Annotated in this window: 24 protein-coding genes; 12 read left to right on the top strand and 12 right to left on the bottom strand. The window is 64.1% G+C overall.

The window, feature by feature from the left end; translation table 11 throughout:
- The first annotated feature begins 11 nt into the window (after positions 1-11).
- On the top strand, positions 12-389 hold the full coding sequence (locus AC1RRE_RS16520) for a YciI family protein (RefSeq protein ID WP_492982435.1): 378 nt from the start codon (positions 12-14) through the stop codon (positions 387-389).
- On the opposite strand, the gene AC1RRE_RS16515 is transcribed toward AC1RRE_RS16520, so the two are convergent.
- Positions 386-496 carry a JAB domain-containing protein gene (locus AC1RRE_RS16515; RefSeq protein ID WP_492982953.1) on the bottom strand — a complete coding sequence of 37 codons (111 nt, stop codon included), beginning with the start codon at positions 494-496 and terminating at the stop codon, positions 386-388. The two genes, AC1RRE_RS16520 and AC1RRE_RS16515, sit on opposite strands and share 4 nt — an antisense overlap.
- 49 nt (positions 497-545) lie before the next feature.
- Here AC1RRE_RS16515 and AC1RRE_RS16510 point away from each other — a divergent pair, with 49 nt between their 5' ends.
- The gene (locus tag AC1RRE_RS16510) at positions 546-1,109 is read left to right on the top strand and encodes a TetR/AcrR family transcriptional regulator (protein ID WP_492982434.1); all 564 of its coding nucleotides are present in this window, start codon (positions 546-548) and stop codon (positions 1,107-1,109) included.
- 149 nt (positions 1,110-1,258) lie between these two features.
- A complete protein-coding gene (locus AC1RRE_RS16505) occupies positions 1,259-3,241 on the top strand; it encodes an alkyl/aryl-sulfatase (RefSeq protein ID WP_492982432.1) in 1,983 nt (660 codons plus the stop codon).
- 20 nt (positions 3,242-3,261) lie between these two features.
- Here the strand turns inward: AC1RRE_RS16505 and radC are convergent, their stop codons facing one another.
- The 3 genes from radC to sfsA all read right to left on the bottom strand — a co-directional run bounded on the left by radC (position 3,262) and on the right by sfsA (position 5,542).
- Positions 3,262-3,960, bottom strand: a complete 699-nt coding sequence (gene radC, locus AC1RRE_RS16500) for a RadC family protein (RefSeq protein WP_492982430.1) — start codon at positions 3,958-3,960, stop codon at positions 3,262-3,264.
- A gap of 10 nt (positions 3,961-3,970) precedes the next feature.
- Positions 3,971-4,777, bottom strand: a complete 807-nt coding sequence (gene map / locus AC1RRE_RS16495) for a type I methionyl aminopeptidase (RefSeq protein ID WP_492982951.1) — start codon at positions 4,775-4,777, stop codon at positions 3,971-3,973.
- Between the two features lie 69 nt (positions 4,778-4,846).
- Positions 4,847-5,542, bottom strand: a complete 696-nt coding sequence (gene sfsA / locus AC1RRE_RS16490) for a DNA/RNA nuclease SfsA (RefSeq protein WP_492982428.1) — start codon at positions 5,540-5,542, stop codon at positions 4,847-4,849.
- Positions 5,543-5,598: 56 nt separating this feature from the next.
- Between sfsA and AC1RRE_RS16485 the strand changes: the two genes are divergently transcribed.
- The 5 genes from AC1RRE_RS16485 to AC1RRE_RS16465 all read left to right on the top strand — a co-directional run bounded on the left by AC1RRE_RS16485 (position 5,599) and on the right by AC1RRE_RS16465 (position 7,925).
- The gene (locus AC1RRE_RS16485; RefSeq protein WP_492982426.1) at positions 5,599-6,369 is read left to right on the top strand and encodes a competence/damage-inducible protein A; all 771 of its coding nucleotides are present in this window, start codon (positions 5,599-5,601) and stop codon (positions 6,367-6,369) included.
- Positions 6,369-6,761 carry a Rap1a/Tai family immunity protein gene (locus AC1RRE_RS16480; RefSeq protein WP_492982424.1) on the top strand — a complete coding sequence of 131 codons (393 nt, stop codon included), beginning with the start codon at positions 6,369-6,371 and terminating at the stop codon, positions 6,759-6,761. The genes AC1RRE_RS16485 and AC1RRE_RS16480 overlap by 1 nt, the downstream gene beginning before the upstream one ends.
- Positions 6,762-6,887: 126 nt before the next feature.
- Positions 6,888-7,241: a hypothetical protein gene (locus tag AC1RRE_RS16475; RefSeq protein WP_492982422.1), complete on the top strand. Its 354-nt coding sequence runs from the start codon at positions 6,888-6,890 to the stop codon at positions 7,239-7,241.
- 10 nt (positions 7,242-7,251) lie between these two features.
- Positions 7,252-7,584 (top strand): hypothetical protein, encoded by a 333-nt coding sequence (locus AC1RRE_RS16470; RefSeq protein ID WP_492982420.1) that lies wholly within the window; start codon positions 7,252-7,254, stop codon positions 7,582-7,584.
- Complete coding sequence (locus AC1RRE_RS16465) at positions 7,581-7,925, top strand: hypothetical protein (RefSeq protein WP_492982418.1); 345 nt, start codon at positions 7,581-7,583, stop codon at positions 7,923-7,925. Before AC1RRE_RS16470 ends, AC1RRE_RS16465 begins: the two co-directional genes overlap by 4 nt.
- Here AC1RRE_RS16465 and AC1RRE_RS16460 read toward each other — a convergent pair.
- From AC1RRE_RS16460 to AC1RRE_RS16440, 5 genes are read right to left on the bottom strand one after another with little or no spacing between them, the layout of a single operon-like run.
- Positions 7,909-8,901, bottom strand: coding sequence for an ABC transporter ATP-binding protein (locus AC1RRE_RS16460; RefSeq protein ID WP_492982416.1), 993 nt, complete (start codon positions 8,899-8,901; stop codon positions 7,909-7,911). The two genes, AC1RRE_RS16465 and AC1RRE_RS16460, sit on opposite strands and share 17 nt — an antisense overlap.
- The gene (locus AC1RRE_RS16455; RefSeq protein ID WP_492982414.1) at positions 8,898-9,893 is read right to left on the bottom strand and encodes an ABC transporter ATP-binding protein; all 996 of its coding nucleotides are present in this window, start codon (positions 9,891-9,893) and stop codon (positions 8,898-8,900) included. The genes AC1RRE_RS16460 and AC1RRE_RS16455 overlap by 4 nt, the downstream gene beginning before the upstream one ends.
- A 1-nt stretch (position 9,894) precedes the next feature.
- Positions 9,895-10,734, bottom strand: a complete 840-nt coding sequence (locus AC1RRE_RS16450) for an ABC transporter permease (RefSeq protein ID WP_492982412.1) — start codon at positions 10,732-10,734, stop codon at positions 9,895-9,897.
- Positions 10,727-11,674 (bottom strand): ABC transporter permease, encoded by a 948-nt coding sequence (locus AC1RRE_RS16445; RefSeq protein WP_492982410.1) that lies wholly within the window; start codon positions 11,672-11,674, stop codon positions 10,727-10,729. The genes AC1RRE_RS16450 and AC1RRE_RS16445 overlap by 8 nt, the downstream gene beginning before the upstream one ends.
- Before the next feature lie 39 nt (positions 11,675-11,713).
- Complete coding sequence (locus AC1RRE_RS16440) at positions 11,714-11,923, bottom strand: DUF1289 domain-containing protein (RefSeq protein ID WP_492982408.1); 210 nt, start codon at positions 11,921-11,923, stop codon at positions 11,714-11,716.
- Between the two features lie 119 nt (positions 11,924-12,042).
- On the opposite strand from AC1RRE_RS16440, the gene AC1RRE_RS16435 reads away from it, so the two are divergent.
- The 4 genes from AC1RRE_RS16435 to AC1RRE_RS16420 are packed head-to-tail and all read left to right on the top strand — an operon-like array spanning position 12,043 to position 16,625.
- Positions 12,043-12,783 carry an ABC transporter ATP-binding protein gene (locus AC1RRE_RS16435; protein ID WP_492982406.1) on the top strand — a complete coding sequence of 247 codons (741 nt, stop codon included), beginning with the start codon at positions 12,043-12,045 and terminating at the stop codon, positions 12,781-12,783.
- A gap of 12 nt (positions 12,784-12,795) precedes the next feature.
- Entirely contained in the window at positions 12,796-13,530 is a 735-nt protein-coding gene (locus AC1RRE_RS16430) for an ABC transporter permease subunit (RefSeq protein ID WP_492982404.1), read from the top strand.
- 3 nt (positions 13,531-13,533) lie between these two features.
- Positions 13,534-15,459 (top strand): GldG family protein, encoded by a 1,926-nt coding sequence (locus AC1RRE_RS16425; RefSeq protein WP_492982402.1) that lies wholly within the window; start codon positions 13,534-13,536, stop codon positions 15,457-15,459.
- A 17-nt stretch (positions 15,460-15,476) separates the two neighbouring features.
- Entirely contained in the window at positions 15,477-16,625 is a 1,149-nt protein-coding gene (locus tag AC1RRE_RS16420) for a DUF4340 domain-containing protein (protein ID WP_492982400.1), read from the top strand.
- Between the two features lie 21 nt (positions 16,626-16,646).
- Here the strand turns inward: AC1RRE_RS16420 and AC1RRE_RS16415 are convergent, their stop codons facing one another.
- The 3 genes from AC1RRE_RS16415 to AC1RRE_RS16405 all read right to left on the bottom strand — a co-directional run bounded on the left by AC1RRE_RS16415 (position 16,647) and on the right by AC1RRE_RS16405 (position 18,809).
- A complete protein-coding gene (locus AC1RRE_RS16415) occupies positions 16,647-17,444 on the bottom strand; it encodes an NUDIX hydrolase (RefSeq protein WP_492982398.1) in 798 nt (265 codons plus the stop codon).
- Positions 17,445-17,474: 30 nt separating this feature from the next.
- Positions 17,475-17,918 (bottom strand): GNAT family N-acetyltransferase, encoded by a 444-nt coding sequence (locus AC1RRE_RS16410; RefSeq protein ID WP_492982396.1) that lies wholly within the window; start codon positions 17,916-17,918, stop codon positions 17,475-17,477.
- 111 nt (positions 17,919-18,029) lie between these two features.
- The gene (locus tag AC1RRE_RS16405) at positions 18,030-18,809 is read right to left on the bottom strand and encodes a DUF1223 domain-containing protein (RefSeq protein WP_492982394.1); all 780 of its coding nucleotides are present in this window, start codon (positions 18,807-18,809) and stop codon (positions 18,030-18,032) included.
- Position 18,810: the final 1 nt, after the last annotated feature.

The raw sequence follows: 18,810 nt of genomic DNA, 5'->3' as shown, positions 1-18,810 counted from the left end.
GGAGAGAGCAGATGCGCGTGATGGTGTTGGTGAAGGCGACGGCCGACAGTGAAACCGGGATAATGCCCTCTATGGAACTGCTGGAAGCCATGGGCAAGTTCAACGACGACCTGACCAAGGCCGGCATCATGCTGGCCGGTGATGGACTGCATCCGTCGTCCAAGGGTAAGCGGATTGCCTTTGATGGGCCGAACCGTACCGTCAAGGACGGGCCGTTTGCAGCGACCAGTGAACTGGTGGCCGGCTTCTGGATCTGGCAGGTCAAGGACATGAACGAGGCCGTGGCCTGGGCCAAGCGCTGTCCCAATCCGATGCCGGGCCCGAGCGAACTGGAAATCCGCCCGATTTTCTCGGAAGAGGAATTCGCAGAGCTGCTTCGGCAGGCCTAACCCATCAGGCCTTTTTCCCGCAGGGACACATGGCCCTTGCGGCCGATGATCAGGTGGTCGTGCACGGCGATGCTGATCCCATCGAATAACGGATTCCGTATCGACACCAAGGCGGGGTATCATTAGTGCCAATATAGTCGCAATAAGGACTGAGGCATGACAGTGAAATCCCGGCCCGGTGGCCGGAGTGCCCGCAACAAGATGGCAGTTTTTGAAGCTGCAGGGACTTTGCTGGCTGAGCGGGGGCACGAAGCGGTCACCATGGCCGATATCGCCGAACGCGCAGGTATAAATGTCACCAGCCTCTATCGCCGCTGGGGCGATGTGCGCGCGTTGATGATGGAGGTTGCGGTCGAGAAGCTGATGCGCGAGCGTCCGCTGCCCGATACCGGCTCGCTGCGCGGCGATCTGCTCGCCTGGGCCCGCCCGATCGCTACCAGCCTCGCGAGCCGTGAAGGCTCGTCATTCTTTCGGACCGTGATCGCCACAACGACGCCGGCCGGAGCCGATGGGTCAATGCGTCGTGCGGCATTGAGGCGCCGGGGTGAACAGATGGAATTGGTGCTGGAGCGCGCTCGGCAGCGTGGCGAGAAGCCGCCCGGTATCGAGGAACTGCTGGATCATGTGCTGGCGCCGCTTTACATGCGCGCGCTGTTCGGCAGGCCGCTCAGCAAGGCTGTCGCGGATCGTCTGGTCGACCGGTTGATGGTGCAGGCCTAGCGCCGCTTTGCTGGCTCTTCGACAAAGTGAGCTTCTGCGCCAGTAACGCAAATATGATTGCGTTAAGAAAGGCATTTAATGCAACTATTATTGCATTAAATGCCGGTGCCACCGTTGTGCCGGGGACATTCACCTAGCCCGGAAAATCCATGTTGAAGACGTACAGCGCAACTGCAATTGCCGTCATGATCGCAGTCGGCTCGGCAACGGCACAGGGTCAAACCGCTCCGAAGGGACCTGAACCTGCGACGTTGGCGGCCAACGCCGCATTGGCGAAGACGCTGCCCTTCAACAATCGGCAGGATTTCGATGACGCCATGCGCGGCTTCGTCGGCACCGCGCCCGATGCCCTGGTGCCCGGTACGGGCCCGCGCCCGGTGTGGAACCTGAAGCCTTACGACTTTCTCCAGCAGAGCGAAGCGGCCGACACCGTCAATCCGAGCCTGTGGCGGCAGGCACAGCTCAATGCGATCCACGGCCTGTTCAAGGTCACAGAGCGTGTCTATCAGGTGCGCGGCTTCGACATCTCCAACATGACGATTATCGAAGGCGACACTTCGCTGATCATCGTCGATGTGCTGTCGACATCCGAGACGGCGCGCGCCGCCCTGGATCTGTATTATCAGCACCGGCCGAGGAAACCTGTGGGCGCGGTGATCTATTCGCACAGTCACAGCGATCATTTCGGTGGTGCGCGGGGCGTGATCGGTGAAGCCGATATGGCCGCCGGCAGGATTCAGGTGCTGGCGCCTGCAGGATTCCTGGAAGCGATTGCAGGTGAAAGCGTCATGGCGGGTACGGCGATGAGCCGCCGTGCGCAGTATCAGTTCGGCCCATTCCTGCCGCCGGGGCCGCACGGCCAGGTCGATACGGGCCTGGGCAAGAGGGTGGCGGGTGGAACCGTCACGCTGATTGCGCCCACCGGCACAATCGACAGGAACATGGAGAAGCACATCATCGATGGTGTGGAAATCGTCTTCCAGATGGCGCATGGATCGGAAGCGCCATCGGAGATGCTGATGTATTTTCCGCAATTCCGTGTGCTCAACATGGCCGAGGACATTACCCAGACCATGCACAATCTCTACACCATCCGTGGTTCCGAGGTGCGCGATGGAAATTTGTGGTCCCGCTATATCAGCGAGGCGATGGAAAGTTTTGGCGACAACACGGATATCATCATCGCACAGCATCACTGGCCCGTGGTCGGGCAAGGGCGTGTCATCGCCCTCATGAAGAAGCAGCGCGACATGTACAAGTTCATCAACGACCAGTCGCTGCGGCTGTTGAACCTTGGCTACACCCCCGGCGAGATCGCCGAGACCCTGCGGATGCCCGCGAGCCTGGAGCAGGAATGGTCCGCGCGTGGCTATTACGGAACGCTGCGGCACAACGCCAAGGCGGTCTATCAGAAATATCTTGGCTGGTACGACGCCAATCCGGCCAACCTCAACGCATTGCCGCCAACCGAGAATGCCCGCAAAACCGTCGAGTACATGGGTGGTGCTGATGCGGTGATCATGCGTGCGCGCGGCGACTTCGCCAGGGGGGAGTATCGCTGGGTGGCGAGTGCGATGAACCAGGTCGTGTTCGCCGATCCCACCAACCGTGCCGCGCGCGAATTGGGCGCGGACGCCCTGGAGCAGCTCGGTTTCCAGGCTGAGGCCGCCACCTGGCGCAATGCCTACCTCGTGGGCGCAATGGAACTGCGCACTGGCCTGCCGAGAAGTCTTGGAAACAGCTCGGTCAATGCCGATACGCTGAAGACTCTCGATAGCGGGGCGGTTTTCGACTTTCTCGGTGTGCGGCTGAATGCGGCCCGGGCCGAAGGCAAAGTCATGGCGATCAACTGGAATTTTACCGATTCAGGTCAGTGGGTCGCACTGAATCTCGAAAACTCTGCGCTGACCCATGTGGCGGGAAAGCGAGTGCCCAACGCCGATGCGACCGTAACGCTGGCGCGCGGCACGCTCGATGCGGTTATTTTGCAGCGAACGACATTCGCCGATGCAGAGAAAACAGGCTTGGTCAGGATTGACGGCAATACACGCAAGCTTGATGAGCTTCTCTCGATGCTCGATACCTTCAAGGTGATGTTTGAGGTGGTTGAGCCGAAGCCTAGTGGTAAATAAGGCGCACGGGACGCGCGGTCTTACGTCAGTAGCCCCTTTTCCCGCAGGGACACATGGCCCTTGCGGCCAATGATCAGGTGGTCATGCACGGCGATGCCGAGCGCGGCCGCCGCATCGGCAACCTGCCTGGTCATCTCGACATCAGCGCGCGACGGCGTCGGATCGCCGCTCGGGTGGTTGTGCACCAGGATCAGGGCGGCGGCATTCAGTTCCAGCGCACGCTTCACCACTTCGCGCGGATAGACCGGCGTGTGGTCGATGGTGCCGCGCTGCTGCTGCTCGTCGGCGATCACCTGGTTCTTGCGGTCGAGGAACAGGATGCGGAACTGCTCGATGCCCTCATGCTGGAGCGCCGCGCGGCAGTAATCCAGCAGCGCCTGCCAGTTCGAGACGGCGGGCCGCTGCATGGCGTCGGCCTTCAGCAGGCGCAGGCCAGCTTCACGCGTGACCTTCAGTGCGGCGATGGCCGCCTCGCCGCAGCCCGGCACCTTCGCCAGCCGTTCCGGCGGCGCTGACAAGGCGGCGGCCAGCGAGCCGAATTCCTTCACCAGCGCCTTCGCCAACGGCTTCACATCGCCATTGCGGAAGACGCCGAACAGGATCAGTTCGAGGATTTCATAATCGGGTATGCCAGCGCCGCCGCTTTCGAGGAAGCGGGCCCGCAGTCTTGCGCGATGGCCGTGGAAGTGGGGTTTTTCGGTTTCGCCCGCTTCTGCCAATCAGTCCGTCTTAGAAATACGGCGGCTTGTGCCAGCCCTTGGGCGACTGCGTGAAGATTTCGTAGCCGGTCTCGGTGACGCCGATCGAATGCTCGAACTGCGCCGACAGCGAGCGGTCCTTGGTCACGGCGGTCCAGCCGTCCGACAGCAGCTTCACCTGCCACTTGCCGGCGTTGATCATCGGCTCGATGGTGAAGAACATGCCGGCCTGCAGCGGCACGCCGGTGCCCGGCTCGCCATAGTGCAGGATGTTCGGCGGCTCATGGAAAATGCGGCCCAGGCCATGGCCGCAGAAGTCGCGCACCACCGAGAAGCGCTCCTTCTCGGCGAAGCGCTGGATCGCGTAGCCGATGTCGCCGGTGGTGGCGCCGGGCTTCACGACCTCGATGCCGCGCATCATCGATTCATAGGTGATCTCGCAGAGCCGCTTGCCCTTCACACCGACATCGCCGACCAGGAACATGCGGCTGGTATCGCCATGCCAGCCGTCGACGATAACCGTGACATCGATATTCAGGATGTCGCCATCTTCCATCACCTTGTCGCCCGGGATGCCGTGGCAGACGACGTGATTGACCGAGGTGCAGATTGACTTCGGGAAGCCGCGATAGCCCAGAGGGGCGGGCACGGCGCCGTGCTCGGTGATGTAGGCGTGGCAGAGCGAATTCAGCTCATCCGTGGTGATGCCGGGCGCCACGTGCGGAGTGATGAAATCCAGCGTCTCGGCGGCCAGATGGCCTGCCTTGCGCATGCCTTCGAAATCCGCCGCGCTGTGCAGGCGGATGGCGCCGGGACGGAAATCGTCGTCCTCGTCCATGTCGTCGATGATGCGGGCCTGGGTCTGGTTCACGGTAAAACGTCCGATTTATCGTTCAAATACAGGGCGTTACGGGTCTATCGGCAGCCGGTCGGTAATCACGATCCCGGCCTCGGTAACGCGACAGGCATAACATAGCGTCTCCACCCCGGCTTTCCTAGCCTCGATGAAGGCGGCGGCATAGCCCGGATCGCAGTCGGCGGCGATGCGGAAATGGCTGCAGTCGGCGCGCTGCACGACGAACAGCATCACGGCGCGATGACCGGCTGCGACCATGGCCGACAGCTCGCGCAGATGTTTCGCGCCACGCTCCGTTACGCAGTCGGGGAATTCGGCCAGCGGCGGCTGGCGGCTCAGATGCACGTTCTTGATTTCCAGATAGCAGTCAGGACGCGCAGGTGCGGTGAGCAGGAAATCGACGCGGCTGTTGGTGCCGTATTTCACCTCGGGCCGATGCAGGTGATAGCCGGTCAGCTCCGCGATGCGGCCGGCGGCCAATGCCTCGGCCGTCAGCCGGTTTGGCAGGCCAGTGTCGATCCCGACCAGCGTATTGTTGTCGGCTTCGGCGATCACCCAACCCCAGTTCAGCTTGCCCTTGCCGGGCTTGAGCCAGACCCGGCTGCCGGGCCGGTCGAGGCCGAGCATGGCGCCGGGGTTGGGGCAGTGCACGGTTTCCTCGCGGCCGTCGGCGAAACGCACATCGGCGAGGAAGCGTTTGTAACGGCGCAGCAACACGGCCGGGGTGAGGGGCGCGGGAAAGTCCATGCCCCGGCTATAGCGGCGGCTGGCCGGGCCGTCCAGCGCATGCTATGCCTCTGACCATGTCCGAGCCCGCCGCGCAGCCCAAGATCGTCACCGCCGCCATCCTGGTGATCGGCAACGAGATCCTGTCCGGCCGCACCCGTGACGCCAACATGCATTTCCTTGCCGGCAAGCTGACCGAGATCGGCATCCGCCTGCGCGAGGCGCGCGTCATTCCCGATGTGGAAGAGACCATCGTGCAGACTATTAACGAGCTGCGCGTGCGCCATGACTATGTCTTCACCTCGGGCGGCATCGGCCCGACCCATGACGACATCACCGCCGACAGCATCGCCAAAGCCTTCAACGTGAGTATCGACGTGCATCCGGAGGCGCGCCGCCGCCTGGAGGCGCATTACGAGGCCGGCATGCTGAATGCCGCGCGCCTGCGCATGGCGCGCATTCCCGATACCGCGACGCTGATCGACAACCCGGTGTCGGCGGCGCCCGGTTTCCGCATCGGCAATGTCATGGTGATGGCCGGCGTGCCAATGATCTTCCAGGCCATGGTCGGCAGCGTGACGCCGACGCTGACCGGCGGCGACAAGCTGCTGTCGCGCACCGTGCTGGCTTTCGTGCCCGAGGGTGCCGTTGCGGAAGACCTGGGGGCGCTGCAGCAGGAATATCCGGATGTCGATATGGGATCGTATCCGGCTTTCCGCGCCGGCCGGGCCTCGACCGCGATTGTGCTGCGCAGCACCGATAAAAACCGTCTGGATCAGGCGGCCGAAGCCATGTATGCCATCTTCCGCCGCATGGGCGGCGAGCCTTTCGAGAACGAGATCGTGTGATGCGTGCATTGCTTGTCGCCGTCGTCCTGCTGACCGCTACTGGAACCTTTGCCCAGGCTTGGGCCCAGAGTCAGGCCCCGATGTCGCCCGGCCTGACGCCGCCGCCGCGGTTTTTGGGTAAAGACCTCGCGGCCTTGTGCGAGGGCGCCGAGGGCAGCGCGCGGATGGCCGGCTGCCTGCGCTATCTGCAGGGCGCGGTGGCGATGTATGAACTCAGTGTCGGCGAGGCCAAGGATCTGAGCATTTTCTGCGCGCCGCGCGAGGCGCCGCCGGCGCTGCTGCGTCAGCAGTATATGGAATGGGTCAAGGAAAACGCCGACCAGATGGGGCAGGAGGCGATCCAGACCGTGCGTCTGGCGCTGAGCGACGCCTTCCCCTGCCAGGGTGACTGAATCCCGGGAGACCGCCCCTGCCGATTCTACACGGTAAGGTGATGGTCCGGCCCTGATTCCGCCGCATTCGCGCGACAGCCTTCAGGCTATAATTTCTTGCCCCTTCAGAACCGGACGGGAAACGTCATGGGCAAAAAAACGCTCTCGCTTGCCGCATTGTCTTCCATCGCCTTCCTGCTGGCCGCCTGCGGTCCGCGGCTGGCCTGGCAGAAACCCGGCGTCAGCATGGCCGATGCCCAGGCCGACAGCCGCGAATGCAATCTGCTGGCCCGTAACCAGGCCTTCCGGGAAAATTTCTTCGGCGGGTCCTATGCCTTCGGTCATCCTGGCTATGGCTATCCGTATTACCCTTACGGGCCTTACGGCTACCGGCGTTCCTATTACAACGACCCGTTCATGTATCGCGGCCAGCGCGAGAGCGATCTGCAGGATTTCTGCCTGCGCGCCCGGGGCTACAGCCTGCAACCGATACCGCAATGAGGACACTGCCATGATCCGCTCATCCGTCTCCGGCCTGCTTCTGCTTGCCATGGCCGCCTGCGCTCCCACCACCGAATGGACCCGTGCCGGGACGCCGGTGGCGCAGCGCAATGCCGACGAGAAATCCTGCCTCGACATGGCCAGCTACCAGGCCTTTGACGAGAGCGACAAGAGCAAGGCCATCTATCCGCCCTACAAGGATACGCAGTTCCAGGATGGCGGTGGCGGTGACGGCGAAGGCGGTCGCGGCAGCAGCTACACCCTGCGCGGTGCGCGGGTCTATGAACTGAGCGAATACTGCATGCAGCAGCGCGGCTACGCGCTGGCGCCCATTCACAAATGATATTGCGCACCGCAATCCTGATCGGTCTGGTGGCGTTGTCGGCCTGTGCGACAACGCCGACCGAATGGGTGCGCAGCGATACCTCGCCGGCGCAGCGGCAGCGCGATATGGCCGATTGCCAGCAGACCGCATCCAGCCAGGCCTTTGACGAAAGTATGTCGTCGCGACCGTTGTATCCGCCCTGGACCGGCACCGGTTTCAACCGCGGGATCGGCATGCCCTGGGAGCGCGGCCATAATTCTCCGTCCTATTTCGACCGAGGGCCGCGCATGGCGGAGATCGCGGATTACTGCATGCGCAGTCGCGGCTACCAGCTCCAGGTGCTCAGTCAGCCTCGGTGATGTCTTCGGCTTTATGGCAGGCGGCGCTGCGGCCATTGCCCAGCGGCCGCAGCAGCGGCACGACGGCGCGACAGTGATCGTCGGCATGCATGCAGCGCGGCGCCAGGGCGCAGCCTGACGGCAGCTGCGTCTGGTTCGGCGGGTTGCCCTGCAGCAGGCTGCGGCGGCGTTTCTGTCCGACAGGCGGCGGCACCGGGCGCGGCAAGGCAGCCAGCAGCGCCTGCGTGTAAGGGTGGGCCGGCCGGGCGAAGACGGTATCCGTGCGGCCCTGCTCGACGATGCGCCCCAGATACATTACCGCCACATGCGTGCAGAGATGGTCGATCACCGCCAGGTTATGGCTGATGAACAGGTACGTGATGCCATGGCGCTGCTGCAGATCCGCCATCAGGTTCAGCACCTGCGCCTGCACGGAGACATCCAGCGCCGATACGGCCTCGTCGGCGACGATCAGGTGCGGCCGCGTGATCAGCGCGCGCGCGATGGCGATGCGCTGGCGCTGGCCGCCGGAAAACTCATGTGGATATTTTTCCATGTCGCCGGCGCGCAGGCCTACGGTGGCAAGCGTCTCCGCCACGCGGGCCCGGCGATGCGCGCGGCCGTCCTTCTCCAGCACGTCCAGCGGTTCGGCGACGATGCGTTCGACCGAGAGACGCGGGTCGAGCGAACCGTAAGGGTCCTGGAACACCATCTGGAAATCGCGCCGCGCCGCGCGCAGATCGGCTGGTGAGAGGCCGTGCAGGTCGCGGCCATTGAACTGCACCTGGCCCCGATCCGGTTTCTCCAGCGCCATGACCAGGCGGGCCAGCGTGGACTTGCCGCAGCCGCTTTCACCCACCACACTCAGGCTTTCGCCGGGCGCGATGCGCAGCGACACGCCGTTGACGGCATGCACCTGTCGTGCGGGCGCGAACGGCAGGCTGTGGCCGATGGCATAGGCCTTGTGAAGATCGGTGATTTCCACCAATGCCGTCATGGCATGCCTGCCGTGACATCGGTGCGCCAGCATTCGGCGTGATGCTGCGGCCCCACCGCGACATCAGGCGGAAATTCCGTCCGGCAGCGCGGCTCGACCAGCGCACAGCGATCGGCGAAGGCGCAGGCCGGTGGCAGAGCGGCCAGATCTGGCACGATGCCGGGAATGGTGGGCAGTGGCGGACGCGGATGCGGGGTGTTGCTGCCGACCTGCGGTATTGCCTTGAACAGTCCGCGCGCATAAGGGTGCGACAGCCGCTCGAACAAGGCATGCACCGGGCCGCTTTCCACGGCGCGGCCGGCATACATCACCAGAACCCGGTCGGCGGTTTCGGCAATGACGCCAAGGTCGTGGCTGATCAGGATGAGGCCCATGCCGGTTTCATTCACCAGCCCGTGCAGCAGGTCGAGAATCTGGCCCTGGATGGTGACATCAAGCGCGGTGGTGGGTTCGTCGGCGATCAGGATGTCGGGTTCGCAGGCCAGCGCCATGGCGATCATTACACGCTGGCGCTGGCCGCCGGACAGTTCATGTGGATAGGCGTCCAGCCGCTCGCGTGGACTGGCGATGCCGACGCGATCCAGCAAGTCGATGGCGCGCTCGCGTCCCTGCTGCCGGGTCAGGCCGCGATGCAGTCGCAGCGGCTCGGCGATCTGGTCGCCGATGCGGTGCAGCGGGTTGAGCGACGTCATCGGCTCTTGAAAGATCATGGCCAGGCGATTGCCGCGCAGACCGCAGAGCGCCGCTTCGCTGGCCTCCAGCAGGTCCTGGTCGCGATACAGCACGCGGCCACCCGTCGTGGCGCCCTCGGGCCACAGGCCCATCAGCGCCAGCGCCGCCATCGACTTGCCGCAGCCGCTTTCACCCACGATGCCCAGTGTTTCGCCGCGCCGCAGGTCGAAGCTGATGCCGCGGACGGCAGCGACGTCACCAGCCTGCGCCGGCAGCGTCACGCGCAAGTCGCGGACGGATAGCAGCGGGGCATGGCTCATATCAGTGCCTCTGCCGCGACAGGCGCGGATCGGTCAGGTCGCGCAGGCCATCGCCCAGCAGGTTGAGGCCCAGCACGGCCATGGCGATGGCGCAGCCGGGGAAGACGGCAAGGAAGGGTGCGCGGAAGACCATGGCCTGCGCATCGTTCAGCATGCGGCCCCAGCTTGGCGTCGGCGGTTGGGTGCCGAGGCCGAGATAGGACAGCGCGGCCTCGGCCAGGATGGCCAGTGCGAACTGGATGGTGGCCTGCACCACGATGACGCTGAGGATGTTGGGCAGCACATGCTCGATGGTGATGCGCAGGTTTCCCTTGCCGGCACTGCGGGCGGCCAGGATGAAATCGCGGGCCCAGATCGCGTTGGCCGAGCCGCGCACCACGCGAGCGAAAACCGGAATGTTGAAGATCGCGATGGCGATGACCGAGTTCATAGTGCTGGCGCCGGCGATAGCGGCCAGCATGATGGCCGAGAGAATGGCGGGGAAGGCGAAGGTGAAATCGGCGAAGCGCATCACCAATTCTTCCAGCCAGCCGCGTCGGGCCGCCGCCAACAGGCCGAGCGCACTGCCCAGCGCCAGGCCGATACCCACGGCGATGACGCCGACCAGTAGCGAGTTCTGCGCGCCCGCCAGGATCAGCGACAGTACGTCGCGGCCGAAGGGGTCGGTCCCCAGCCAGTAGTCGGCCGAAGGTGGCGCCATGCGGTTGCGAATATTGATCGCCGTCGGCGCATAGGGCGTCCAGACCAGCGACAGCAGCGCCATGCCCAGCACCAGCGCGGTCAGCAGGCCGCCAGCCACGAAGCTGCGATGTCTGAGGGCGCGCCACCAGAAATCAGACATCGCGGGCCTTCAGGCGCGGGTCGATCACGGCATAGAGGATGTCCACGATGAAATTCACCATCACCACGGTGAAAGCCAGCAGAATCACGGCCGCCTTCACAACTTCGATGTCACGGTTGCTGATCGCCTGGAAGATCAGGCGGCCGAGGCCGGGCAGGGAGAAGACCTGTTCAACAATGATGGTGCCGGTCAGCAGGTTGCCGAACTGCAGCCCGATGACGGTCACCACCGGGATCAGTGCATTGCGCAGCACATGGCGCCACAGCACGGCCTGGCGGCTCAAGCCTTTGGCGCGCGCCGTGCGTACGAAATCCTCGCGCAGCACATCCAGCACGGATGAGCGCGTGATGCGGGCGAGGATCGCGGTCTGCACTACGGCGAGCGCGATGCTGGGCAGAATCAGACTCTGGATGGCGCCGGCCGGGGTATTCCAGCCAGGAAAGCCGCCGGCCGAGACCCAGCCTAGATTGACGGCGAACAGCAGGATCAGCAGCAGGCCGAACCAGAAATTCGGGATCGAGATGCCAAGCTGGCTGAGGCCCATGATCACCAGATCGCCGGCCCGGTTGTGGCGCGCGGCGGCAAAGACGCCGAGTGCGAGCGCCAGCGCGATGGTCAGCAGCATGGCGCTGATCGCCAGCGGATAGGTCAGCACCAGTCGGTCGGCGATCAGCGGCCATACGGGTGTTTTGTAGGCATAGGAGATGCCGAAGTCGCCATGGGCGAGGTCGATGATCCAGGCGAGGTAGCGGGCCAGCATCGGGCGGTTGAGGCCATACTGTTCGCGGAAGGCGATCAACTGTTCGTCGGTGGCGTCGATGCCCAGCACCAGCAGGGCGGGATCGCCGGGCAGAATTTCCAGCACCAGGAAGACAATCACCGAAGTGGCCGCCAAGGTGGCGAGCAGGGTGAGGAAACGTTTCAGCAGGAAGGCCGACATGGGGCGTGCGGCCTAATCAGCGCTGCGGGGGAGAGCGGCTCATCGGGCCGCTTCCCGGGCCTTGGCAGCCAGATAATTGTCTTTCCGGGCGGGCAGCTCGGACAGCAGGACCCGGCGTCCCGGATTATCCAGGGTCGGCCAGGCCCCGATCTCGGCCCCCGTCCGCCAGCAGCCGATGCACCAGCCGGTCCGCCGGTCGATCTGGCAGACGTTAATGCAGGGCGAGGCTACGTCCGGCTGATCGTTCATGACGCGGCAAACCGGCGCATATTCCCGTGGGAGACTTGAACCATGGCCGTGGAAACTCTTATCTAGCGGGCGCCGTGCGGCGGGAGGCTGCACGGGCAGGCAAGGGACGTCCTAAAACGATGATCGACATCAAGAATCTGGTCAAGCAATTCGGCCCGTTCACCGCCGTCGACACGATTAGTTTCACGGTCGCCAAGGGCGAGGTCCTGGGCTTTCTGGGGCCCAACGGCGCAGGCAAGTCCACCACCATGAAAATGCTCTGCGGATTCCTGAGCGCTACTTCGGGCAGCATCTCGGTCTGCGGTCATGACGTGGAGGCCGAACCGCTGGCCGCCAAACGCGCCATCGGCTATCTGCCGGAAGGCGCGCCGACCTATGCCGACATGACGGCGCGCGGCTTCCTCGATTTCATCGCCGATGTGCGCGAGATGAGCGGCAAGGACCGCCAGTGGCGCCTCGACAAGGTGATCGACCAGGTCAACATCAAGGATGTGCTGGACCAACCGATCGACACGCTGTCCAAGGGCTACAAGCGCCGCGTCGGTCTGGCGCAGGCCATCCTGCATGATCCGCCGGTGCTGGTGCTCGACGAACCCACCGACGGCCTCGATCCGAACCAGAAGCATGAAGTGCGCGGCCTGATCCAGGCCATGGCGCGCGACAAGGCGATCATCATCTCGACCCATATCCTGGAAGAAGTGGAAGCGGTGTGCAGCCGCGCCATCATCATCGCCCGCGGCCGCATCGTGGCCGAGGGCCGTCCGGAAGGTGCTGCCGGCTGGCGCATCGGCGACATCGTCGCTGCGCCGGGCAAGCTGGATGCGGCCTTCCGCCAGATCACCCAAGCGCGCGCCGCCTGAGGAATTCGAATCATGAAACCGATGCTTGCCGTTCTGCGCCGCGAACTCAGCGGCTATTTCTCGACGCCGGTCGCCTATGTCTTCATCGTGGTGTTCCTGTTCACCGCCGGCATCTTCACCTTCTATCTCGGCCAGTTCTTCGAGCGCGGCCAGGCTGACCTGAAGGCTTTCTTCCTGTTCCATCCTTGGCTTTATCTCTTCTTTCTTCCTGCCATCGCCATGCGGTTGTGGGCCGAAGAGCGCAAGGCCGGCACCATCGAGCTGCTGCTGACCTTGCCTATTCCGTTGTGGGCCGCCGTGTTGGGCAAGTTCCTGGCCGCCTGGGCCTTTGCCGGCATCGCGCTGCTGCTGACCTTCCCGCTCTGGCTCACGGTCAACTGGCTCGGCTCGCCCGATAACGGCGTCATCCTCGCCGGCTATATCGGCAGCCTGCTGATGGCTGGCGCCTATCTGGCCATCGGCAGCTGCATGTCGGCGGTGACCAAGAACCAGGTGATCGCCTTCGTGGTCAGCGTGCTGGTCTGTTTCATCTTCACCGTATCCGGTGCGCCGATGGTGCTCAGCTTCTTCCAGGGCTGGGCCCCGGCGTTGATCACCGACACCATCGCCTCCTTCAGTTTCCTGTCGCATTTCAACGCCATCACCGAAGGCGTGATCGATTTGCGCGATCTGGTGTTCTTCCTCTCGCTCATCGCGGTCTGGCTTTATGCCAATGCGGTGGTCGTCGATCTCAAGAAGGCGGGCTGAACCATGCAGACCGGCAAAAAAGCGCTTCTCACCGGCACCGGGCTTGTCGCCGCCTTCGCGGTCTTTCTCGGCTTCAACATTCTGGTCAACCAGGGCCTGCGCGATACACGCATCGACCTGACCGAGGCCCGGCTCTATACGCTGTCGGATGGCACGAAGAACGTGCTCAAGACCATCCCCGAGCCTGTCACACTGCGCTATTTCTTCTCCGACAAGCTGGCCGGCAATGCACCGCAGCTCAAGCAGTACGGCACCCGTGTGCGTGAACTCTTGGAGCGCTATGCGGCGCTGTCGGGCGGCAAGATCCGCCTTGAGGTGATCGACCCCGAGCCCTTCTCCGAAGCGGAAGACCGCGCGGTGCAGGCCGGCCTGCAGGGTGCGCAGACGCAGACCGGATCGCTCTATTTCGGCCTGGTCGGCTCCAACACGCTCGACCAGCAGCAGGTGATCCCCTTCTTCCAGGCGGAGAAGGAACAGTTCCTCGAATACGATCTGACCAAGCTGGTCTACGCCTTGAGCAATCCGACCAAGCCGACGGTCGGCATCCTTGGCGCGCTGCCGCTGGAATATGGCCCGGGCGGCGTGATGGCGGCGATGCGCGGTCAGTCGCAGCCCTACCTGATCCTCGAGCAGATCAAGCAGTTCTTCGATGTGAAGATGCTGGATGCCTCCAAGCCTGAAGACATCAACGAGAAGCTCGGCGCGCTTGTGCTGGCGCATCCCAAGGACCTCAGCCCGCAGGCCCAGTATGCCATCGACCAGTATGTGCTGAAGGGCGGCCGGCTGATCGTCTTCGCCGATCCTTACTCCGAAACCATGGCTGCGCTGCCTGATCCGATGTCGGGCCGGCCGATGCCGCCGGGTGACCAGTCTTCGCTGCTGCCCGAGCTGTTCAAGGCCTGGGGCGTGGAAGTGCAGGCCGGCAAGTTCGTCGGCGATCTTGGCTTGGCCCAGCGCGTGCAGACCGGCCGCCAGGGCGCAGCCGCTGTCGTCGACTACGTGCCGTGGCTGGCGATCCAGCCCGACAATCTCAGCCATGGCGACGTGGTGACCGCCGACCTGACACAGCTCAATGCCGCCTCGATGGGCGCGATCCGCAAGCTGGACGGCGCGACCACGACGCTGACGCCGCTGATCACCTCGTCGAACCAGGCGATGCTGATGGACGTCACCGATCTGCAAGGCGATCCCAATCCGCAGCTGCTGGCCGAGAAGTTCAAGGCGAGCGGCGAGACCTATACGCTGGCGGCCCGCATCAGCGGCCCGGCGAAGACGGCCTTCCCCAATGGTGCGCCGGCGGTGGAGAAGAAGGACGGCGCTCAGCCTGCTGCGGCACCTGCCGCTCCGGTGACCGAGAGCGCCAAGCCGATCAACGTGCTGCTGGTGGCCGATGCTGACATGCTGGACGACCGCTTCTGGGTCCGTACCCAGCAGATGATGGGGCAGAGCATGTATGTGCCGATCGCAGCCAATGCCGACTTCCTGGTCAATGCCATCGACAACATGTCGGGTTCGGGCGACATGATCGGCCTGCGCAGCCGTGGCAAGTCGCAGCGTCCGTTCGAGCTGATCGACGGCATGCGCCGGCAGGCTGACCAGCAGTTCCTGGCCCGCCAGCGCGCGCTGGAGCAGAAGCTGGAAACGACGCAGAAGCAGCTGGCTGACCTGCAGTCCAAGGCGCAGGAACAGTCCAACGCGCTGCTTAGCGCCGAGCAGGAAGCCGCCATCGGCACCTTCCGCGACCAGCTGCTGGAAACGCGTCGCGAACTGCGCGGCGTGCAGCGTGAGCTGAACCGCGACATCGAATCGCTGCAGCTTCTGGTCAAGTTCATCAATATCGGCCTGATGCCGCTGCTGGCCGCCCTGGTGGCGGTCGGCCTCGCCATCGTCTGGCGCCAGCGCCGTATCCGGCGCGCGCTGGAAGGCTGAGCGCAAGGAGTCAAACCATGCAGATGCGCAACAAGAGCTGGGCGATCCTGCTGGGTGCCGCCGTCATCGTCGGTGGCGCCGGCTGGTGGGTGGCGACCTCGCGTGACCGTGCGGCCCAAGCCGATTTCACGCCGCAGCCGCTGTTTGCCGGCCTGACCGCCAAGGTCAACGAGGTGGCGTCGCTGGAAATCGCCACGTCGAAGGCGCTGTTCCGCATCGAGCGTGGCGCCAGCGCCGAGCAGTGGAACATGCCGAGCCGGCATGATTATCCGGTCCGTGCCGATCTGGTACGCAAGAACGTGCTGGGCATCGCCGGTCTGGAAACCATCGAACCGCGCACCGACAAGCCCGATTATTACGACCGCCTGCAGGTTTCCGAGCCGGACAAATACAAGCCGGCCGATGAGGCCACCAAGGCCGATCCTGGCCCGATCCTGGTGCGTCTGGTTGATGCCGATTCAAAGTCGATCGCTGCCGTGATCATCGGCAAGATGCGCAGCTTCCCGGTCGGCGGCAAGCCGGGCCAGATTCACGTGCGCAAGCCCGACGAAGCCCGCGCCTGGCTGGCCCAGGGCATTCTGGAATTGCCGGCCGATCCGGTGCAGTGGCTGGTCAAGGACCTGATCAAGATCGAGCGCAGCCGCGTGGCCTATGCTGCTGTGACGCATGCAGACGGCGAGAAGCTGCGCGTGCTGCGTGGCCCGGAAAAGACTGACGGTTCGGGCATCGATTTCGTGCTGCAGGATGTGCCCAAGGGCATGAAGCCGGGTTCGGCCTTCGACATCAATGCCGTGGCCGGCGCGCTGTCCTATCCGACCTTCGAGGATGTGACCAAGGCCGCCGAACATGACTTCTCCAAGGCGACCGTGACCGAGATCGTGACGCTGGACGGCATCAAGGCCACCGTGCGCACCATTCCGGCCGAGCAGGAGAAGAAGTTCTGGATCACCATCGCGGTGGCCTATGACGCCGCCTTGGCCAAGCCGAACCCGGCCAACAAGGACCTGCTGTCGCCTGACGAAGCCGAGAAGCAGGCCAACGCGGCGATCCGCCGCCTGGATGGCTGGGCCTATCTGGTGCCGGATTATTCCGCCCGCGACCTGACCCGACGCATCAAGGATGTGGTGGAGAAGGACGAGCCGAAGAAAGAGGAAAAGAAGGGCTGAGGAGCCTTTCTTTTTTCAGCACTACATCCCGACGCGGCTGAGCGCCACTTCTGTCACGCCGTAGCCGGCTTCGGCCGGGATGCGCAGATGCGGTTCGCTGAAGCTCACCTTGTCCAGCACCGGCATCACATCGACGATCTGATCGTCGGCAGCCGCTTGCAATGCAGACGCCACATCCTTTGACCGCGCCAGCTTGACCAGCTGCATGCGGGTGGCGAACACGATGGTGCGCTGCTTGGCTTCCCAGGCATCGAGGGCTGCCTGCGCGCCGAGCCACTCCGATTCAACCGACTCACTGCCGTCATGGGCGCCGATCTGGCCTTCGGGCGCCAGCGCCAAGAAGAACCAGGTATCAAAGCGCTTGGGCATCACCTCGGGTGTGATCCAGTGCGCGAAAGGCACCAGACGGTCGAGCGCGTAATCGAGATTCTCGGCTTCCGCCATGTCACGCAGCGTCTTATCGCCGCGGTTGAGCGGCTCGCGCCACTGGCCCAGTTTTTCAACCTCGGCAGCCGACAGCAGGCTGCCCTGGCCTTTCTTGCGCGCCAGCAGCAGGCCGGATTCCTCGAATGCCTCGCGGATCGCGCCGAAGGCGAAGGGCGTGAGCGCAGGATCGAAGCTGCCGGGACGGGCATGGCGGCCCATCAGCACCGGGTCGCTGTCGCCGGCTGCCAGCTTGCCGCCGGGAAACACCATGGCGCCAGAGGCGAAGTCGATGGCGTGATTGCGCTTCACCATGAAGACTTCCAGCCCGGCATCGCCATCGCGGATCATCAGCACGGTGCTGGACGGCAGCAGTGCGGGTTTCTGTTCGCTCATCGAAATGTCCTCGGGCTTTTCTGATTATGTTTATACGGGGCGGCGCAGATAAATCCTGTTGCCGCCATGGGGGTCGGGGGTGAAGCCGCGCCGGCGCAGCCAGTCGATACCGGTGCGATCCTGCACTGGCCTCTGGATTTCAATGGTGGCGAGATCCAGGCTGCGCGCATGCCCTGCTGCGCAATCCAGCAGCCAGGCGCCGACGCCCCGGCCGCGCGCATCTTCTGCCACCACCAGGCGGTGGATCAGCAGGCTGCGCTGCAGCGGCAGCAGGATGATGAAGCCATCGATAGCGGTGCGCCATTCGGCCAGGAACAGGGTGCTGCCGTCGCGCTGCAGCTCGGCAAGGTCCAGATCGGCCACGATCTCGGCCGGCAGGGTTCGGATAATCTCGTTCAGTCGCGGCAGGTCGTTGCGGTCAGCCGGCCGCAGGCGGTGCTCGATCCGGGTTGGAGGCAGTCCCTGGTCACTCACGGGGCGGCACGCAAACAATGGGTCATGCCGAAAGCTTCGGCCTGCCCGGCAGCGCTGTCAACGATTGAGGTTGTGACCGGCCGGTCTGGCGGGAATTCCCGTCCGGCAGAGTTACTGGGCGGGCTTCAGGTCAACGGCACCGATAATCGGTCCGAGTCCCTGGCTGTTCACCGCCTGCAGCATCACGACGGCGCCCTGACGGTTCCAGTCGATATCCGCCAGACCGGGAACCTCGTAAGTGGCATCCTTGCCCTGCCAGCGGCCGACCTCGGTCCAGGAGCGGGTGACATTGAGATAGTTCAGCGTGCGGCCCTGATTTTCGCCGCGCTCGATCGCCACATCATGTTGAAGATCGAAACGGCAGAGGATCAGCTTCGCTTCGCCGGCCCAGCCTTTCTCGGCTATGGCCTTATCGATGTTGGGCACCTGCACCTGGAACTGGCCGGCCTTGTTGCGCTCGGCCTTCATGGTCACATGCTGCTGCTTGCGCGCCTTCTCGATGGCGAAGGCGACGGCTTCGCGATCCGATCCCACCACGGCATACTGTCCGTCCACCACCACTTGCGGCGTGTAGACTTCGCGCTTGCCGGAGTTGCGGGCGTAATCCTGCTGGCGCACGCCATGGCCCTTGCGGCTCAGTGTGTCTTTCCAGCCAAGGTAATCCCAGTAATCGACATGCAGCGACAGCGGCAGAACGCCGGGCTGCTGCTGCCAGTCTTTCATCAGTGCGTCGGCCGGCGGGCAGGAGTTGCAGCCTTGGCTGGTGAAGAGTTCCAGAACCACAAGCTGCGAAGGATTCTTAGACTGTGCCTGCGCAGGCAGCGTTGCCGCGAGAGCGGCGAAGCCCAGCGCGGTAAACAACCCAAAGCGGCGTAAAGCGTTCAGTGTCATG

It is taken from the genome of Ferrovibrio sp. GW821-FHT12D07 (assembly GCF_058807275.1).
Note: the sequence above shows the minus strand (reverse complement) of the source record. Positions and strands in the feature narration are given on the sequence as shown.

Bases quoted from the DNA above. Each gene is read 5' to 3' on its own strand.
- AC1RRE_RS16520 (WP_492982435.1), top strand. From the start codon at position 12: ATGCGCGTGATGGTGTTGGTGAAGGCGACGGCCGACAGTGAAACCGGG.
- AC1RRE_RS16510 (WP_492982434.1), top strand. From the start codon at position 546: ATGACAGTGAAATCCCGGCCCGGTGGCCGGAGTGCCCGCAACAAGATG.
- AC1RRE_RS16505 (WP_492982432.1), top strand. From the start codon at position 1,259: ATGTTGAAGACGTACAGCGCAACTGCAATTGCCGTCATGATCGCAGTC.
- map (WP_492982951.1), bottom strand. From the start codon at position 4,777: ATGGACGAGGACGACGATTTCCGTCCCGGCGCCATCCGCCTGCACAGC.
- sfsA (WP_492982428.1), bottom strand. From the start codon at position 5,542: ATGGACTTTCCCGCGCCCCTCACCCCGGCCGTGTTGCTGCGCCGTTAC.
- AC1RRE_RS16485 (WP_492982426.1), top strand. From the start codon at position 5,599: ATGTCCGAGCCCGCCGCGCAGCCCAAGATCGTCACCGCCGCCATCCTG.
- AC1RRE_RS16480 (WP_492982424.1), top strand. From the start codon at position 6,369: ATGCGTGCATTGCTTGTCGCCGTCGTCCTGCTGACCGCTACTGGAACC.
- AC1RRE_RS16475 (WP_492982422.1), top strand. From the start codon at position 6,888: ATGGGCAAAAAAACGCTCTCGCTTGCCGCATTGTCTTCCATCGCCTTC.
- AC1RRE_RS16470 (WP_492982420.1), top strand. From the start codon at position 7,252: ATGATCCGCTCATCCGTCTCCGGCCTGCTTCTGCTTGCCATGGCCGCC.
- AC1RRE_RS16465 (WP_492982418.1), top strand. From the start codon at position 7,581: ATGATATTGCGCACCGCAATCCTGATCGGTCTGGTGGCGTTGTCGGCC.
- AC1RRE_RS16460 (WP_492982416.1), bottom strand. From the start codon at position 8,901: ATGACGGCATTGGTGGAAATCACCGATCTTCACAAGGCCTATGCCATC.
- AC1RRE_RS16455 (WP_492982414.1), bottom strand. From the start codon at position 9,893: ATGAGCCATGCCCCGCTGCTATCCGTCCGCGACTTGCGCGTGACGCTG.
- AC1RRE_RS16450 (WP_492982412.1), bottom strand. From the start codon at position 10,734: ATGTCTGATTTCTGGTGGCGCGCCCTCAGACATCGCAGCTTCGTGGCT.
- AC1RRE_RS16445 (WP_492982410.1), bottom strand. From the start codon at position 11,674: ATGTCGGCCTTCCTGCTGAAACGTTTCCTCACCCTGCTCGCCACCTTG.
- AC1RRE_RS16440 (WP_492982408.1), bottom strand. From the start codon at position 11,923: ATGAACGATCAGCCGGACGTAGCCTCGCCCTGCATTAACGTCTGCCAG.
- AC1RRE_RS16435 (WP_492982406.1), top strand. From the start codon at position 12,043: ATGATCGACATCAAGAATCTGGTCAAGCAATTCGGCCCGTTCACCGCC.
- AC1RRE_RS16430 (WP_492982404.1), top strand. From the start codon at position 12,796: ATGAAACCGATGCTTGCCGTTCTGCGCCGCGAACTCAGCGGCTATTTC.
- AC1RRE_RS16425 (WP_492982402.1), top strand. From the start codon at position 13,534: ATGCAGACCGGCAAAAAAGCGCTTCTCACCGGCACCGGGCTTGTCGCC.
- AC1RRE_RS16420 (WP_492982400.1), top strand. From the start codon at position 15,477: ATGCAGATGCGCAACAAGAGCTGGGCGATCCTGCTGGGTGCCGCCGTC.
- AC1RRE_RS16415 (WP_492982398.1), bottom strand. From the start codon at position 17,444: ATGAGCGAACAGAAACCCGCACTGCTGCCGTCCAGCACCGTGCTGATG.
- AC1RRE_RS16405 (WP_492982394.1), bottom strand. From the start codon at position 18,809: ATGACACTGAACGCTTTACGCCGCTTTGGGTTGTTTACCGCGCTGGGC.